A 14,107-nucleotide genomic window follows, 5' to 3' on the forward strand; every position below is an offset into this window, starting at 1 on the left:
CAGCCCCAAGGACAAGAAGAAGTAGATCCGCTATCCCGCAGGGCTGCCAGCCTCGGGCAGGAGAGATGATTCGATGAGCCAGATTTCGCGGCAAGAATATTCCGGAATGTACGGCCCGACGACGGGCGACCAGATCAGGCTCGGCGACACCGACCTTTACATCGAGATCGAGAAGGATCTCCGGGTCCTCGGAGACGAGGTGATGTACGGCGGCGGCAAGACCCTGCGCGACGGCATGGGGGTCAACAACCAGTACACCAACGCGCAGGGTGGCCTAGACCTGGTCATCACGAACGTGACGATCGTCGACGCGACCCTCGGCGTGATCAAGGCCGACGTCGGTGTCAAGGACGGCAAGATCGCCGGCATCGGCAAGGCCGGCAACCCGAACATCATGGACGGGGTCACCCCCGAGTTGGTGACCGGTCCGGGCACCGAGGCCATCTCCGGCGAGCACCTCATCCTGACCGCCGGGGGCATCGACACGCACGTGCACCTGGTGACGCCGCTGCAGGCGTACGCCGCCCTGAGCAACGGCGTCACCACCCTGTGGGGCGGCGGCACCGGCCCGACCGACAGCACCAACGGCGTCACCATCACGCCGGGTCCGTGGAACCTCCACGCGATGATGCGGGCCTTCGAGACCATCCCGATCAACATCGGTCTGATGGCGAAGGGCAACAGCACCGGCCGTGCGCCGCTGGTCGAACAGATCATGGCGGGCGCGCCGAGCTTCAAGATCCACGAGGACTGGGGCGCCCCGCCGGCGGTGATCCGGGCCTGCCTGGACGTCGCCGACGAGTTCGACGTCCAGGTCAGCATCCACACCGACACTCTCAACGAGAGCGGCTACCTCGAGGACAGCATCGCCGCGTTCGAGGGCCGGACGATCCACACCTTCCACACCGAGGGCGCCGGTGGTGGGCACGCGCCGGACGTCATCAAGGTCGCCAGCCAGATGAACGTGCTGCCCAGCTCGACCACGCCGACGGTGCCCTACGGCATCAACAGCCAGTCCGAGCTGTACGACATGATCATGGTCTGTCACAACTTCAACCCGCAGGTCCCCTCGGACGTGGCCTTCGTGGAGAGCCGGATCCGGACCGAGACGATCGCGGCCGAGGACGTCCTGCTCGACGAGGGCGTCATCTCGATGATGCAGAGCGACTCGCAGGCCATGGGGCGCGTCGGCGAGACCTGGCTGCGGACCATCCAGCTCGCCGGGCAGATGAAGACCGCGCGCGGCAAGCTCGCCGAGGACTCCAGCGCCAACGACAACTTCCGGGTGCTGCGGTACGTCGCCAAGATGACCATCAACCCGGCCATCACCCAGGGGATCTCGCACGTGCTGGGCTCGGTAACACCGGGCAAGATGGCCGACCTCGTGCTCTGGGAGCCGGCCTTCTTCGGCGCGAAGCCGAAGCTGGTCCTCAAGGGCGGCATGATCGCCTGGTCGATCATGGGCGACCCGAACGCCTCACTGCCGACACCGCAGCCGGTCTACTACCGGCCCTCGTTCGCCGCGTACGGCAGCCAGCTCGCCAAGACCTGCGTGACCTTCGTGTCCCGGGCGGCGCACGAAGCCGGCATCGCCGAGGAGCTCGGCCTGCAACGGCAGGTCATGCCGGTCTACCGGACCCGGGGGCTCACCAAGCGGGACATGGTCCGCAACGACAGGACCCCCAAGCTCGAGGTCGATCCGGAGACGTTCGCCGTGAAGATGGACGGCGTCCACGCGACGGTGCCGCCGGCCCGGAACCTGCCCCTGAGCCAGCTCTACTTCTTCAGCTGACCCCCGTCGGGACCGTCTCGTACGTGCCTGGTCCCGGCACACCGACCGAAAGGAGAGGCCCGTGCTCGTCGAGACGGTGCTGGGCAACATGAACGAGCCCGACTGGACGCTGCGCCTGAAGGAAGCGCGCATCGACGACCTGGTCCTCGACCAGTGGGACGCCCAGAAGAGCCGCATCCGCAAGATGACCAGTTCCGGGGCGGAGCTGTCGGTGGCGCTGGCGCGTGGCGTCCGCCTGCGCGACGGCGACGTCCTCGCCTGGGACGACCTCAGCGCCACCGCGGTGGTGGCCCGGGTGCAGCTGGGCGAGGTGATGGTGGTCCACCTCGACAAGCTGCGCGGCGAGTCAGCCGAGCTGCTCATCCGCTCGGCCGTCGAGCTCGGTCACGCCATCGGCAACCAGCACTGGCCGGCCGTGGTCAAGGGCACGAAGATGTACGTCCCGTTGACCGTGGACCGCAAGGTCATGGACTCGGTGATGCGCACCCACGCCTTCACCGGGATCACCCACGAGTTCGTTCCCGGCACCGAGGTCATCGCGTACCTCGCGCCGCACGAGTCGCGGCGGTTGTTCGGTGGCGCCGACTCGACGCCGCACTCCCACCTCCCCGCCGACCTCAACTGAGCGGGGCCGGACGGTGCGCACCATGGCGGAAACCCTGAAGCTGCTGCAGTTCGGCGACTCGGTCTTCCCGGTCGGCGCCTTCTCCTTCTCCAGCGGCCTGGAGATGGCCGTCCAGCACGGCGTTGTGCACGACCGGGAGACCCTCCAGGACTACGTCCGGACCGTCACCCGGCTCGCCGCCACCGGGGACGGTGTCGCCCTGCTCGCCGGGCACCGTGCCGCCGTCGCGGGAGACCTCGACCGGATCCGGCGTGCCGACGAGGCCGTCCACCTGCGCAAGATCAACGAAGAGATGCGGACGATGTCCGTACGCATGGGGCGCAAGCTGGCGGAGGCCGCGACCCGGATCGTCGGGGAGACCCTGCTCAAGAAGCGGCTCGGCGAATCGGCGTCGGGCGCGCCGGTCACCTACCCGGTCGCGCTCGGGGTGGTCTTCGCCGACCTCGGGGTGCCCGAGGAGGACGCCTTCGCGGCCCACCAGTACGGCGCCGCCTCGACGGTGCTCAGCGCCGCCATCCGGTTGATGCGGGTCGACCACCTCGACGCGCAGTCGATCCTGTTCGCGGTCAACGAGAAGGTCACCGACGACTACCGCGACGTGCGCACCGCCGACCTCGACGACATGCAGACCTTCGGGCCGCACATCGACGTCCTGGCCGGCGCGCACCAGCACATCCACGTGCGGATGTTCATGAGCTGAGGGCTGACCTCCGCGATCCACACGTTTCTGACCCTCAACACGTCTCCCAGAAGGACTGGTCACATCATGAAGTCGGCAAGTCGTATCGGCGTAGGCGGCCCGGTGGGCAGCGGCAAGACCGCGATCATCGAGGCTGTCGTGCCCCGTTTCGTGGAGAACGGGCTGCGCGTACTGGTGATCACGAACGACGTCGTCACCACCGAGGACGCGAAACACGTCCGGCGCGCCCTGACCGGGGTCCTCGTCGAGGAACGGATCCTCGGGGTGGAGACCGGGGCCTGCCCGCACACCGCCGTGCGCGAGGACCCGAGCATGAACCTGGCGGCGGTGGAGGACATGGAGTCCCGGTTCCCGGACAGCGACGTGGTGCTGATCGAGAGCGGCGGCGACAACCTCACGCTGACGTTCAGCCCCGCCCTGGTCGACTACTTCATCTACGTCATCGACGTGGCGGCCGGCGACAAGATCCCGCGCAAGAACGGCCCGGGGATCTCCAAGTCCGACATCCTCGTGATCAACAAGACGGACCTCGCCCCCTACGTGGATGCCGACCTCGAGCTCATGGCCCGCGACGCGGACGTGACGCGCAACGGCAAGCCGGTCATGTTCACCAACTGCAAGACGGGCGAGGGCATCGACGAACTCGTCTCGTTGATCCGCCGCAACGCGCTCTTCGACGCCGAAGTGGTCGCATGATCACACTGGACGGTGCGCGGGAACTGGCGCCGTACCAGGACCAACCGGCACAGCTGCCCGCCGCGTCCAACGGCAAGGTCGGCGTGCTGCGCCTCGGGTTCGAACGGCGCGGTGACCGGACAATCCTGCACGACCTCTACCGGCAGTCACCGCTGCTCGTCCAGCGGGCGCTCTACTGGGACGAGGAGATGCCGCAGCTTCCCTGCGTCATGATCCTCACCACCTCCGGCGGTGTGCTCCAGGGCGACCGCCTGCACATGGACGTCGACCTGGCACCGGGCAGCCAGGCGCACCTGGTCACCCAGGCCGCCACCAAGATCCAGGAGATGGACGCGAACTACGGCTCGCAGATCCAGCGCTTCACCCTGGCCGAGGACACCTACCTCGAATACCTCCCGGAGCCCGTGATCCCGTACCGGGGCAGCCGGTTCGTCACCGACACCCGGGTGCGGCTCCCGGAGAGCGCCACCATGCTCTACGGCGAGGTCCTCCAACCCGGCCGGAAGTACTACCGCGACGGGGAACTCTTCGCCTACGACCTCTTCTCCTCCTCCCTGCGCGCGGAGCGGCCCGACGGCCGGCAGTTGTTCGTGGAGAAGTTCGTGGTGGCTCCCGGGCAGTTCCCGGTGGCGCGGCTCGGCGTCATGGATCGCTTCCACATCTTCGGCAACGTCGTACTCCTCACCAGCCCGGAGCGGGCCGCCCGCGTCTACGAACGGACCTCGACGCCGGTCTGGGACGAGGAGACGCCGCTGGCCAGCGCCGTCAGTCGACTGCCGAACGAGGCGGGCCTCATCTTCAAGGTCCTCGGCCAGGAGACGGAGCCGGTCCGTGCCGCGGTCCGTGCCTTCTGCGTGGCCGCCCGCGAAGAGGTGACCGGCCGGACCTTCCCGCCGGCCTTCAGTTGGCGATGACGGATCCCCGAGGAGAATGCCGTGACGAGCGTGACCCGCAGCTGGGACAGGCTGAGTGACCACAACCCTCTGATCGGGTTCGTCGACGCCTGCCTGCGCGGGCCGGCACAGGTCGTCCTGCAGAACAACCCGCTCACCGGGCTGCTCGTCCTCGTCGCGATCGCCTGGGGAGCGTTCGAGAACGGGCAACCACGGATCCTCGGGGGAGCGGTCCTCGGTCTCGTCGTCGGCACCGTCACGGCCGTCGCCCTGCGGGTGGACGAGCCCTCGTTGCGCAAGGGACTGTTCGGCTTCAGCCCGCTGCTGACCGGGATCGCGGTCCCGACATTCCTCGACGACCGGCCGTTGATGTGGCTCTACCTGGTGCTCGGAGCGATCGCCACGACAGTTGTCACACTGGCCCTGAACGCGATCTTCAAGACCTGGGGCCTGACCGCGTTCACCATGCCGTTCGTGCTGACCACCTGGGTGCTCCTGCTGGCCGCGTACCAGTTCGACCGGTTCACCGTGCTGACCAACCTGAAGCCGATGTTTCCCGGCGAGGGGCAGTTGACCGGTGGCCGCTTCGACTGGAACCTGGTCCCCACCTTCCTGCGCGGGGTCTCCCAGATCTATCTGATCAACAGCTGGGTCACCGGCCTGATCATCCTGGTCGCGCTGCTGGTCAACTCCCGCTGGTCGGCGCTCTTCGCGGTGATCGGCGCGGTCGGCGCGACACTGCTGGCGCTCTGGTTCGGCGCCGACGCGGCCTCGCTGGACAAGGGCCTGTTCGGCTTCAACGCGGTGTTGACGGCGATCGCCGTTGGTGCGGTGCTGCACCGTCCCGGAGCGCTGGTGACCCTCTACACCCTCTTCGGAATCGCCCTGACGCTCTTCGTCCAGATGGCCCTGGCGACAGTGCTCACCCCACTGGCCATCCCGGTGCTCACCGGACCCTTCAACATCGCCACCTGGTTGCTGCTGCTGCCCAAACGGCACTTCGCGCCGGTGCCCAACCACGAACGCGCCAAGGAGACCGTCGTCTCGACGGTGAAGCACTCCATCTGACCGTACCGAGAGGAGAGGTGAGCTTCCGTGCTCGCTCAGGACGCGGTGAACTCGGGCGACACCGCCTGGGTGCTGGTTTGCGCCGGCCTCGTGTTGTTCATGACCCCCGGCCTGGCCGTCTTCTACGGTGGAATGGTCCGCACCCGCAACGTGCTCGCGATGTTGCAGCAGAACATGGTCGCGCTGGGGGTCGTCAGCCTGACCTGGGTGCTGGTCGGCTACACCATCGCCTTCGGAGACGACGCCGGCACCGGCCTCTTCGGCAACCTCGAACTCTTCGGGCTCAACGACCTTCGGGTCCCGCCCGCGCCAAACCTGCACGTGGTCACCGGCCAGGTGACGATCCCGACCCTGGCGTTCGTCGCGTACCAGATGATGTTCGCGGTGATCACGCCCGCGCTCGTCACCGGCGCCACCGCGGGCCGGCTGAAGTTCGCCGGCTGGGTCGCGTTCCTGGCGATCTGGTCCATCGTGGTCTATGCGCCGGTCGCGCACTGGCTCTGGCACCCCGACGGCTGGCTGGCCCGGTTCGGCACCCAGGACTGGGCCGGTGGGATGGTGGTCCACGCCTCCGCGGGAGCCGCGGTGCTCGGCACCCTGCTGGTCGTCGGACGCCGCCGTGGTTGGCCCCGCACCGCGTCCCCGCCCAACTCCATCCCGTTGACCATCCTCGGGGCGGGCATCCTCTGGTTCGGATGGTTCGGCTTCAACGGCGGCGACGGACTCCAGGCCAACGGGCTCGCCGCCCAGGCGCTGATCAACACCCATCTCGCGGCCGCCGCCGGCATGCTCGTCTGGCTGGTGGCGGAGCGGCTGAAGGACGGCCACAGCACCGTCGTGGGTGGCGTTTCCGGCGCTGTCGCGGGACTCGCGACGGTTACCCCCGCCGCCGGGTACGTCAACACGCTCTCCGCCATCGCCATCGGGGCGATCGCCGGAATCGTCTGCCACTTCGCGTTGCGGTTGAAGTATCTGCTCCGGCTCGACGACGCGCTGGACGTCCTCGCGGTCCACTTCGTCGGCGGCATGCTCGGCTCGCTGCTGGTCGGCTTCTTCGGCGACAGTGGCGTCAACCCGCTCGGCAAGGACGGTCTCCTCTTCGGCGGCGGCGGGTCCCTGCTCTGGCACCAGATCGTCGGGGTGGTCGCCGTGGTGGCCTTCTCCTTCGTGCTCAGTTGGGCGATCGCCGCTGGCGTGCAGGCCGTCCTCGGGCTCCGTGCCTCCGCCGACGAGCAGGACAACCTCGACCACGCCCAGCAGGACGCCGACGCGTACCACCTGGGCGGTGTTGCGGGCCTCAACGGCACTGGCGCACCGCAGCGTCGACGCGAACCCGGACGGGAACGCGGCGCCGAACGGCCCGCCCGGCCGGCCCAGAACGCCCGGCTGGTCACCGCGACGGTCAATCCGACCCTGCTGCCGACCACGCGGGAGCTACGGGACGCCCTGGTCGGTGCGGGAGGCACCTCCATCGTGCTCTTCGACGCCACGGTCTCCACCGCCGAACCGACTGCCCGTTCGCTGCCCCGGGGCTACTGGCAGGACCAGGACCTGGTCGGTCGCGCCCGGGTCGAGGTCGTGGTGGAACGCGAGGCGGTGTCCGCCGTGCTGGACGTGCTGGGTCGTTACGGTGCCGAGCGCTCGGAGTGCTTCGTGCAGGACGTCCAGCTCGCGACGGACGTCCGCTGAGCTGGTGCACGTCGGCGGGCCTCGGTCACCTCTTCGACCGGCGGGAACGGAGCAGGATCGACACTGTGGACAGGGCGAGCGTTCCCCAGGCCGGCACCCAGCGTGGTTGTTGCTGCGCCAGCGTTCCGATGCCACCCCCGGTGGCGTAGCAGAGCAGTGCCAGGAGCCCGAGGAAGGTGCCCTGCCGGGCCCGCTTCCGGCGGGTGTCCGGTCCGGCGAGCCAACGCCCGACGCGTTCGCCGATCTTCGCCACCGTGCCCGACTGGTAGGTGATGTGGGTGGTGATCCCGGCCGTGCGGACGAACAGGGTCGCCAGCGCGCCCATGGCGAAGCCACCCGCGGCGGCGAGCGCGATCCGCGGCGGCCCGCCCTGCCGGCCGTGGTGGAGCAGGACGTTGAGCACCGCCCAGAGCGCCAGCGTGGCCACGGCGCAGGCGAGTCCCCGCAAGGACGGCGACCACGGGCTCCGTGCCGCGCGTACCTGTGAGACCACGCCCGTCCCGGCGGCGAACGCGATCAGTGAGGCCGCGGACTCGGGCCAGGCGGCGTGTCGTCCGGCCAGGCCGATGCCCAGGAGGACGGCGTTGCCCGACTGGTTGGCGACGAACGCGCCGTAGCGCAGGAAGGCGAACGCGTCCACGAAGCCGGCGATGCCGGTGGTGAGGGCGAGGACCAGGAGCGGGCGCCGGAACTCCCCGTACACGTCCTGCGGGTCCGAGATGGCCGAGGGCCGCGCGGGTGCCGGGTCGCCCATCGCCTTTCACACCCTCCGGACAGAGGTCCCGGACAACCCGGGCATTCGGTATTTTACCGCCAAAGCAGCGGCTCGATCCGTTTCGCGTCCGATCCCACCGGGCGACGCGGACACGGGCAGGCCGGAGGGCGATGCTGCCGGTCGGACGCAGGTCATAGGGTGGTCCCCGTGGCGACCCTTCTGCTTCTGCGACACGGCCGGACGACCGCGAACGCCGACGGCGGCCTGGCCGGCCGCCAGCCGGTTGAGCTGGACGAGACGGGCCGGGCCCAGGCGGCCGCGGTCGGCGAGCGGCTGCGGTCGGTGCCGCTCGCCGCGGTGGTGACCAGCCCGCTCATCCGGTGCCGGCAGACCCTGGAGCTCGCGCTGCCCGACGCCGACCCGCTCGTGGAGGAGGGCTTGATCGAGTGCGGCTACGGAGCCTGGGAGGGACAGCCACTGAAGAAGCTGGCGAAGGAGCCGCTCTGGCCGGTGGTCCAGCAGCACCCCAGCGCCGTGGTCTTCCCGCAGGGTGAGGCGATGGCGGCGATGGCCGCACGGGCGGTCGCGGCGGTGCGCGGATGGGATGCGCGGATCACGGCCCAGCACGGCCCGGAGGCGGTCTGGCTGGCGTGCAGCCATGGCGACGTGATCAAGGCGATCGTGGCCGACGCGCTCGGCGTACATCTTGATCTTTTTCAGCGGATCGTTGCCGACCCGGCGTCGGTGACGGCGATCCGGTACACGACGCTGCGGCCGTTCCTGCTGCGGCTCAACGACACCGGGGGCGACCTGGCCGCACTGGCGCCGCCGCCACGCAAGCGCCGCCGGACGGCGCGGGCGGCGACGAGCGCGGCCGATTCCGACGCCCCGGTTGGCGGCGGCGCGGGGGCCGGCCGGTGAGCCGGAGTGCGCCACGCCCGGGTGCAAGGGCCGGTGCGCCGGGCGTGGCGGGGACCACGGTGATTCGGGTCGGTGGGGTGCGCGGTGCCATGGCGGGCCGGATAGGGTCGTGGGTATGACCCACCAGGTGCACGCCTTCGAACCGCCGGAGCGGTTCGTCGCCGGGACTGTCGGGCCGCCGGGGGAGCGCACGTTCTTCCTGCAGGCTCGCGGCGGCGGCCGGCTGGTCAGCGTCGCGCTGGAGAAGGTCCAGGTGTCCCTGCTCGCCGAGAAGCTGGAGGAGCTGCTCACCGAGGCACAACGTCGCTTCGGGGTGGATCTGCCCGAGCTGGCGCCGGTGATCGGCGACAACGAGCCACTGGACACTCCGGTCGACGAGGAGTTCCGGGTCGGGACCCTCGGGCTGGCCTTCGACGTGGACACCGCGACCGTGGTGATCGAGGCGATCGCCGCGGGCGAGGTGGAGCCCGAGGTCGAGCTGGGCGACGAGGACGACGAGGACGAAGACGACGACGAGGACGAAGAGCCGGACGAGGACCTGGACCGGCTCCGGGTCCGGCTCACCCCGCAGGCGACCCGCCAGTTCATCGAGCGGGCCCGGCGAGTGGTCAACGCGGGCCGGCCGCCGTGCCCGCTCTGCGGCCAACCGTTGGACCCCGCCGGGCACCTGTGCCCGCGGCACAACGGTTATCACCGGTGACCTCGTCCGGCCTCCAGCCTCGCCAGGACGGCGACGCCGCGCTGCGGCTGCTGCGTGACGGCGTGCTCGACCTGGAAGGTCGGCTGGTCGACGCGTCCAACACGACCCTGCGCGGCATCCTGACCCTGGAGGGGGTCACCGCCCGCTGCGTCTACAAACCGGTCCGGGGCGAGCGCCCACTGTGGGACTTCCCCGACGGCACCCTGGCCGGCCGGGAGGTCTCGGCATACCTGGTCTCCCGGGCGACCGGCTGGGACCTGGTGCCGCCCACCGTGCTGCGCGACGGCCCGTTCGGGCCCGGCTCCTGCCAGCTGTGGATCGACGAGCCGGAGGACGCCGAGCCGCTGGTCGGGTTCCTGCCGGCCGGTGAGCTGCCGCCACGCTGGTTCCCGATCGCCGCGGCCCGCGACGACGACGGCGCCGCGTACGCCCTCGCGCACGCCGACGACCCCCGGCTGGCCCGCCTCGCGGTGCTCGACGCGGTGATCAACAACGCGGACCGCAAGGGCGCTCATGTGCTGGTCGGTGCCGACGACCGGATCTACGGCGTGGACCACGGGGTGAGCTTCCACGTGGAGGACAAGCTGCGTACGGTGCTCTGGGGTTGGGCCGGCAAGCAGCTACCCACGGACGCCGTGGAGATGCTCGACGGGCTCGCCGGGCAGCTCGCCGGCGCGCTCGGCGCGGAGTTGGCCGACCACCTCACCATCAGTGAGGTGACCGAGGTGGCCTCCCGGATCGACCGGTTGCGCGAAACCGGCCGCTTCCCGCAGCCACCGGAGGACTGGCCAGCGATCCCCTGGCCACCCATGTGACCCGTTGTCATCTTGATCACTCGTGAGGCGCTCCGACCTCGTCGTCGGGCTGGCTAGGCTGATCCCATGGAGTCTTGGGCGGGACACGAGGTGCCACGGCTGCCCGGCAGGGGCGAGCCGTTGGCGCTGTACGACTCGGCGCGGCAGGGTGTCCACCCGAGCGAACCGGCCGACGCGGGGAGCATGTACGTCTGCGGCATCACCCCGTACGACGCCACCCACCTCGGCCACGCCGCCACCATGATCACGTTCGACCTGGTGCAGCGGATGTGGCGGGACGCCGGCCGCCCGGTGCGCTACGTGCAGAACGTCACCGACATCGACGACCCGCTGCTGGAGCGGGCCGCCCGCGACGGCGAGGACTGGGTGGTCCTGGCGATGCGGGAGACGGCGCTGTTCCGCGAGGACATGGAGGCGCTGCGGATCATCCCGCCGGAGCACTACGTGGGCGCTGTCGAGTCCATCCCGGACATCGCCGACAAGGTCGAGGTGCTGGTCAAGGACGGCGCCGCGTACCGCCTCGACGACGGCACCGGCGACGTCTACTTCGACATCTCCGCCACGGGCCGGTTCGGCTACGAGTCGAACCTGACCCGCGAGCAGATGCTGGAGATCTTCCCCGAGCGCGGCGGCGACCCCGACCGCGCCGGCAAGCGCGACCCACTGGACCCGCTGCTGTGGCGTGGCGCCCGCGAGGGGGAGCCGTCCTGGCCGGGCGGGGAGCTGGGCCCGGGCCGCCCGGGATGGCACATCGAGTGCGCGGTCATCGCGCTGAACCTGCTCGGCGACCGGATCGACGTCCAGGGCGGCGGCAACGACCTGCTGTTCCCGCACCACGAGGCGTCCGCCGCGCACGCCGAGCGGCTCACCGGTCAGGCGCCGTTCGCCGAGCACTACGTGCACGCCGGGATGATCGGCCTGGACGGCGAAAAGATGTCCAAGTCCCGCGGCAACCTGGTCTTCGTGTCCCGGCTGCGCGCCGACAAGGTGGACCCGATGGCGGTCCGCCTGGCGTTGATCTCCGGGCACTACCGCAGCGACCGCACCTGGACCGACGAGCTGCTCACGACCGCCAAGGAGCGCCTGGACCGTTGGCGGCGGGCCGCCGCCGCGCCGGCCGGGCCGTCCGGGGCGGAGCTGCTGGCCGGCGTACGCGAGCGCCTGGCCGACGACCTCGACACCCCCGGTGCCCTGGCGGTCGCCGACCGCTGGGCCGAGGCGACCCTCGCCGGCGCCACGGACGACGCCGAAGCGCCAGCCCTCTTCGCGAACACGGTGGACGCCCTCCTGGGCATCCGCCTCTGACACCTCTCCCGGCAGACGGCACGCGCGCCGCGGCGGGCGTGATCGACTCGGCTTTCAGGAAGTCGCGGTGTCCGTGCCGGTGGGATGCCCCGATTTCCTGCAACCCGAGTCGATCACCGCGACACCCCCCGTTGATCATGAGGTTGACGGGCGGTTTGATCTCCGCTGGACCCGTCAACCTCATGATCGACGGGGATGGGCGCGGGTCGCGCGGGGTTGGGCGGGGCCGGTCAGCCCAGGACCAGGCCGGGGTCGGGTTCCGGGTCGGGGGTCGGGGCGGGGATCTTGTATTCCTCGGTGAGGGTCGTCATCGGGCCGGGCCAGGTGGCCTGGGCCACCTCGATCGGCTTGTGGTGCGTGTCGTACGCGATGTGCAGCAGGTGCAGCACCGGGGTGTCCGGCCGGATCTGGAGCGTCTCGGCCTCCTCCCGGCTGGGCTGGCGGGCGCTGATCGTGTCGGTGGCGGAGACGTACCGCCGCCCGGTGGCTTCCTCCGCCTCCTGATAGAGGGGGCGGCCGAAGGCCTCGGTGCGCTCCAGCGAGGTTCCGGCGGTGTCGCGGGGCAGGAACCAGGACGCGCCGACCTCGACGGGGGAGTCGTCGGTGCGGACGAGGTGTCGCCGGCAGAGCAGGTTGGTGCCGTCGGGCACCCCGAACGCGTCGGCGACCTCGGCGGGGGCGGGGGAGTGGCCGACCGAGACGAGTTGTTGGCGGTACCGGGCCGCCAGGTCGGTGTGGTAGCCGCGGAAGCCGCCGTACCGCCCTCGGGAGAGTCGGTTGAGTCGGCGGCGGGTGCCCCGGACGTACGTACCGGAGCCGGGTTTGGTGATCAGGATGCCCTCGACCCGCAGCTGGTCGACGGCGCGTTGCACGGTCTGCTTGGCGACGCCGAACATCTCGGCGATGGCCGGGATGGACGGCAGTCGCTCGCCGGGTCCCCAGTCGCCGCGGCGGACCTGGGCCTTGAGCTGCGTGGCAATCTGTCGGTGCGGGAACTCGGCGGCCCCGGGATTGATCTGCACACCCGCCTCCTTGATCACATCTAGGTTCCTAGGATGCCCTAGCGGGTGTGACGGCGCCACCCCGGACACGCCAAAAAACGGGCCCCCGGACCAGAGAAGGTCCGAGGGCCCGCAGTGAACAGTTGGCTACCAGGAGCCGGCGGTCGGGCCGGCTGAACCGCCCCGTCGGCGCAGGTACTTCTCGAACTCCTGGGCGATCTCGTCGCCGGTCAACGGGGTGATGCCCTCGTCGCCGACCCGTTCCTCCAGCTCACGGACGTATTCGCCCAGCTCGGCGTCCTGCTCGGCGGCGCTGCGCACCCGCTGCTCCCACTCGGCGGACTCCTCGGCCAGGTCGGCCATCGGCACCGGCAGGTCGACGACCTCCTCGACCCGGTGCAGCAGGGCGAGGGTGGCCTTGGGGCAGGGCGGGTTGTTGGCGTAGTGCGGCACGTGCACCCAGAACGACACGGCGTCGACCTCGGCGCGGGTGCAGGCGTCGTGCAGCACACCGACGATGCCGGTCGGCCCGTCGTAGCGGGTGGGGGTGAGCTGGTAGCGCTCGGCGGCCTGCGCGTCGGACGCACTGCCGCTGATCGGCAGCGGCCGGGTGTAGGGAACATCGGCCAGCAACGCGCCGAGCAGCACCACCCGTTCGACCTCGAGGCTGTGGCAGATCTCCAGCACCTGCTCGCAGAACGTCCGCCAGCGCATGCTCGGCTCGATGCCGCGGATCAGCACCACGTCGCGGTCGGTGCCCTCCGGGCTGGCCACCATGAACCGGGTCGTCGGCCACTCCACGCGGCGCGTCTCCCCGTCGGCCATGGTGATGGTGGGCCGGCTGACCTGGAAGTCGTAGAAGTCCTCCGGGTCCAGCTCGGCGATCTGCCGCGCGTTCCAGACCTGTTCCAGGTGCTCGACGGCCGCGGTGGACGCGTCGGCGGCATCGTTCCAGCCCTCGAAGGCGGCGATGGCCACCGGGGACCGCAGCACCGGCAGTCCGTCGAACTCGGTCACGCCGTCACCTCACCCTGCTCGTCGCGGTCGGCGCCGGGATCGCGCCCGGTCGTCATACCGTGTGGCACAGCGGCGTCCCTGTTGTCCTTCACGTCCGCCAGCCTACGTGCCGGGCAGGGATGCGGCCCGTCGGCCGCGCCGGTCCACCGGACCGACGACCGGTCATACAC

14 protein-coding genes are annotated in these 14,107 nt (G+C 70.4%); 11 read left to right on the forward strand and 3 right to left on the reverse strand.

Annotated elements, in window-relative coordinates; genetic code table 11:
• Window positions 1-73: 73 nt before the first annotated feature.
• From FBZ33_RS13460 to FBZ33_RS13490, 7 genes are all read left to right on the forward strand, one after another.
• Window positions 74-1,792, forward strand: coding sequence for an urease subunit alpha (locus tag FBZ33_RS13460; protein ID WP_141909303.1), 1,719 nt, complete (start codon window positions 74-76; stop codon window positions 1,790-1,792).
• 61 nt (window positions 1,793-1,853) lie between these two features.
• Window positions 1,854-2,417, forward strand: coding sequence for a hypothetical protein (gene ureE, locus FBZ33_RS13465; RefSeq protein WP_099853254.1), 564 nt, complete (start codon window positions 1,854-1,856; stop codon window positions 2,415-2,417).
• 22 nt (window positions 2,418-2,439) lie between these two features.
• Window positions 2,440-3,117, forward strand: coding sequence for an urease accessory protein UreF (locus FBZ33_RS13470; RefSeq protein ID WP_231927378.1), 678 nt, complete (start codon window positions 2,440-2,442; stop codon window positions 3,115-3,117).
• Window positions 3,118-3,183: 66 nt separating this feature from the next.
• A complete protein-coding gene (gene ureG / locus FBZ33_RS13475; RefSeq protein WP_099853259.1) occupies window positions 3,184-3,813 on the forward strand; it encodes an urease accessory protein UreG in 630 nt (209 codons plus the stop codon).
• Complete coding sequence (locus tag FBZ33_RS13480; RefSeq protein ID WP_141909304.1) at window positions 3,810-4,727, forward strand: urease accessory protein UreD; 918 nt, start codon at window positions 3,810-3,812, stop codon at window positions 4,725-4,727. The genes ureG and FBZ33_RS13480 overlap by 4 nt, the downstream gene beginning before the upstream one ends.
• A 21-nt stretch (window positions 4,728-4,748) precedes the next feature.
• Window positions 4,749-5,774 carry an urea transporter gene (yut, locus tag FBZ33_RS13485; RefSeq protein WP_141909305.1) on the forward strand — a complete coding sequence of 342 codons (1,026 nt, stop codon included), beginning with the start codon at window positions 4,749-4,751 and terminating at the stop codon, window positions 5,772-5,774.
• Between the two features lie 27 nt (window positions 5,775-5,801).
• Window positions 5,802-7,463: an ammonium transporter gene (locus FBZ33_RS13490; protein WP_255508843.1), complete on the forward strand. Its 1,662-nt coding sequence runs from the start codon at window positions 5,802-5,804 to the stop codon at window positions 7,461-7,463.
• Between the two features lie 25 nt (window positions 7,464-7,488).
• Here FBZ33_RS13490 and FBZ33_RS13495 read toward each other — a convergent pair whose 3' ends face one another.
• A complete protein-coding gene (locus tag FBZ33_RS13495; RefSeq protein ID WP_141909306.1) occupies window positions 7,489-8,217 on the reverse strand; it encodes a YoaK family protein in 729 nt (242 codons plus the stop codon).
• 159 nt (window positions 8,218-8,376) lie between these two features.
• Between FBZ33_RS13495 and FBZ33_RS13500 the strand changes: the two genes are divergently transcribed.
• The 4 genes from FBZ33_RS13500 (at window position 8,377) to mshC (ending at window position 11,919) form a co-directional block, all read left to right on the forward strand.
• Window positions 8,377-9,099 (forward strand): MSMEG_4193 family putative phosphomutase, encoded by a 723-nt coding sequence (locus FBZ33_RS13500; RefSeq protein ID WP_141909307.1) that lies wholly within the window; start codon window positions 8,377-8,379, stop codon window positions 9,097-9,099.
• A 115-nt stretch (window positions 9,100-9,214) separates the two neighbouring features.
• Window positions 9,215-9,799, forward strand: coding sequence for a DUF3090 domain-containing protein (locus FBZ33_RS13505; RefSeq protein ID WP_088948067.1), 585 nt, complete (start codon window positions 9,215-9,217; stop codon window positions 9,797-9,799).
• Window positions 9,796-10,614: an SCO1664 family protein gene (locus tag FBZ33_RS13510; protein WP_141909308.1), complete on the forward strand. Its 819-nt coding sequence runs from the start codon at window positions 9,796-9,798 to the stop codon at window positions 10,612-10,614. The genes FBZ33_RS13505 and FBZ33_RS13510 overlap by 4 nt, the downstream gene beginning before the upstream one ends.
• 66 nt (window positions 10,615-10,680) lie before the next feature.
• On the forward strand, window positions 10,681-11,919 hold the full coding sequence (mshC, locus tag FBZ33_RS13515) for a cysteine--1-D-myo-inosityl 2-amino-2-deoxy-alpha-D-glucopyranoside ligase (RefSeq protein WP_141909309.1): 1,239 nt from the start codon (window positions 10,681-10,683) through the stop codon (window positions 11,917-11,919).
• 230 nt (window positions 11,920-12,149) lie between these two features.
• Here the strand turns inward: mshC and FBZ33_RS13520 are convergent, their stop codons facing one another.
• Together FBZ33_RS13520 and FBZ33_RS13525 are read right to left on the reverse strand one after the other, a co-directional pair.
• Complete coding sequence (locus FBZ33_RS13520) at window positions 12,150-12,941, reverse strand: GntR family transcriptional regulator (RefSeq protein WP_141909310.1); 792 nt, start codon at window positions 12,939-12,941, stop codon at window positions 12,150-12,152.
• 126 nt (window positions 12,942-13,067) lie between these two features.
• Window positions 13,068-13,937, reverse strand: a complete 870-nt coding sequence (locus FBZ33_RS13525) for a PAC2 family protein (protein ID WP_030332815.1) — start codon at window positions 13,935-13,937, stop codon at window positions 13,068-13,070.
• Between the last annotated feature and the right edge of the window lie 170 nt (window positions 13,938-14,107).

The organism is Micromonospora sp. A202, from assembly GCF_006715105.1.
Taxonomy (GTDB): domain Bacteria; phylum Actinomycetota; class Actinomycetes; order Mycobacteriales; family Micromonosporaceae; genus Micromonospora; species Micromonospora zamorensis.

Coding starts and splice junctions, on each gene's coding strand:
- FBZ33_RS13495 (WP_141909306.1), bottom strand. CDS start 8,217: ATGGGCGACCCGGCACCCGCGCGGCCCTCGGCCATCTCGGACCCGCAG.
- FBZ33_RS13505 (WP_088948067.1), top strand. CDS start 9,215: ATGACCCACCAGGTGCACGCCTTCGAACCGCCGGAGCGGTTCGTCGCC.
- ureG (WP_099853259.1), top strand. CDS start 3,184: ATGAAGTCGGCAAGTCGTATCGGCGTAGGCGGCCCGGTGGGCAGCGGC.
- mshC (WP_141909309.1), top strand. CDS start 10,681: ATGGAGTCTTGGGCGGGACACGAGGTGCCACGGCTGCCCGGCAGGGGC.
- FBZ33_RS13460 (WP_141909303.1), top strand. CDS start 74: ATGAGCCAGATTTCGCGGCAAGAATATTCCGGAATGTACGGCCCGACG.
- FBZ33_RS13480 (WP_141909304.1), top strand. CDS start 3,810: ATGATCACACTGGACGGTGCGCGGGAACTGGCGCCGTACCAGGACCAA.
- FBZ33_RS13470 (WP_231927378.1), top strand. CDS start 2,440: ATGGCGGAAACCCTGAAGCTGCTGCAGTTCGGCGACTCGGTCTTCCCG.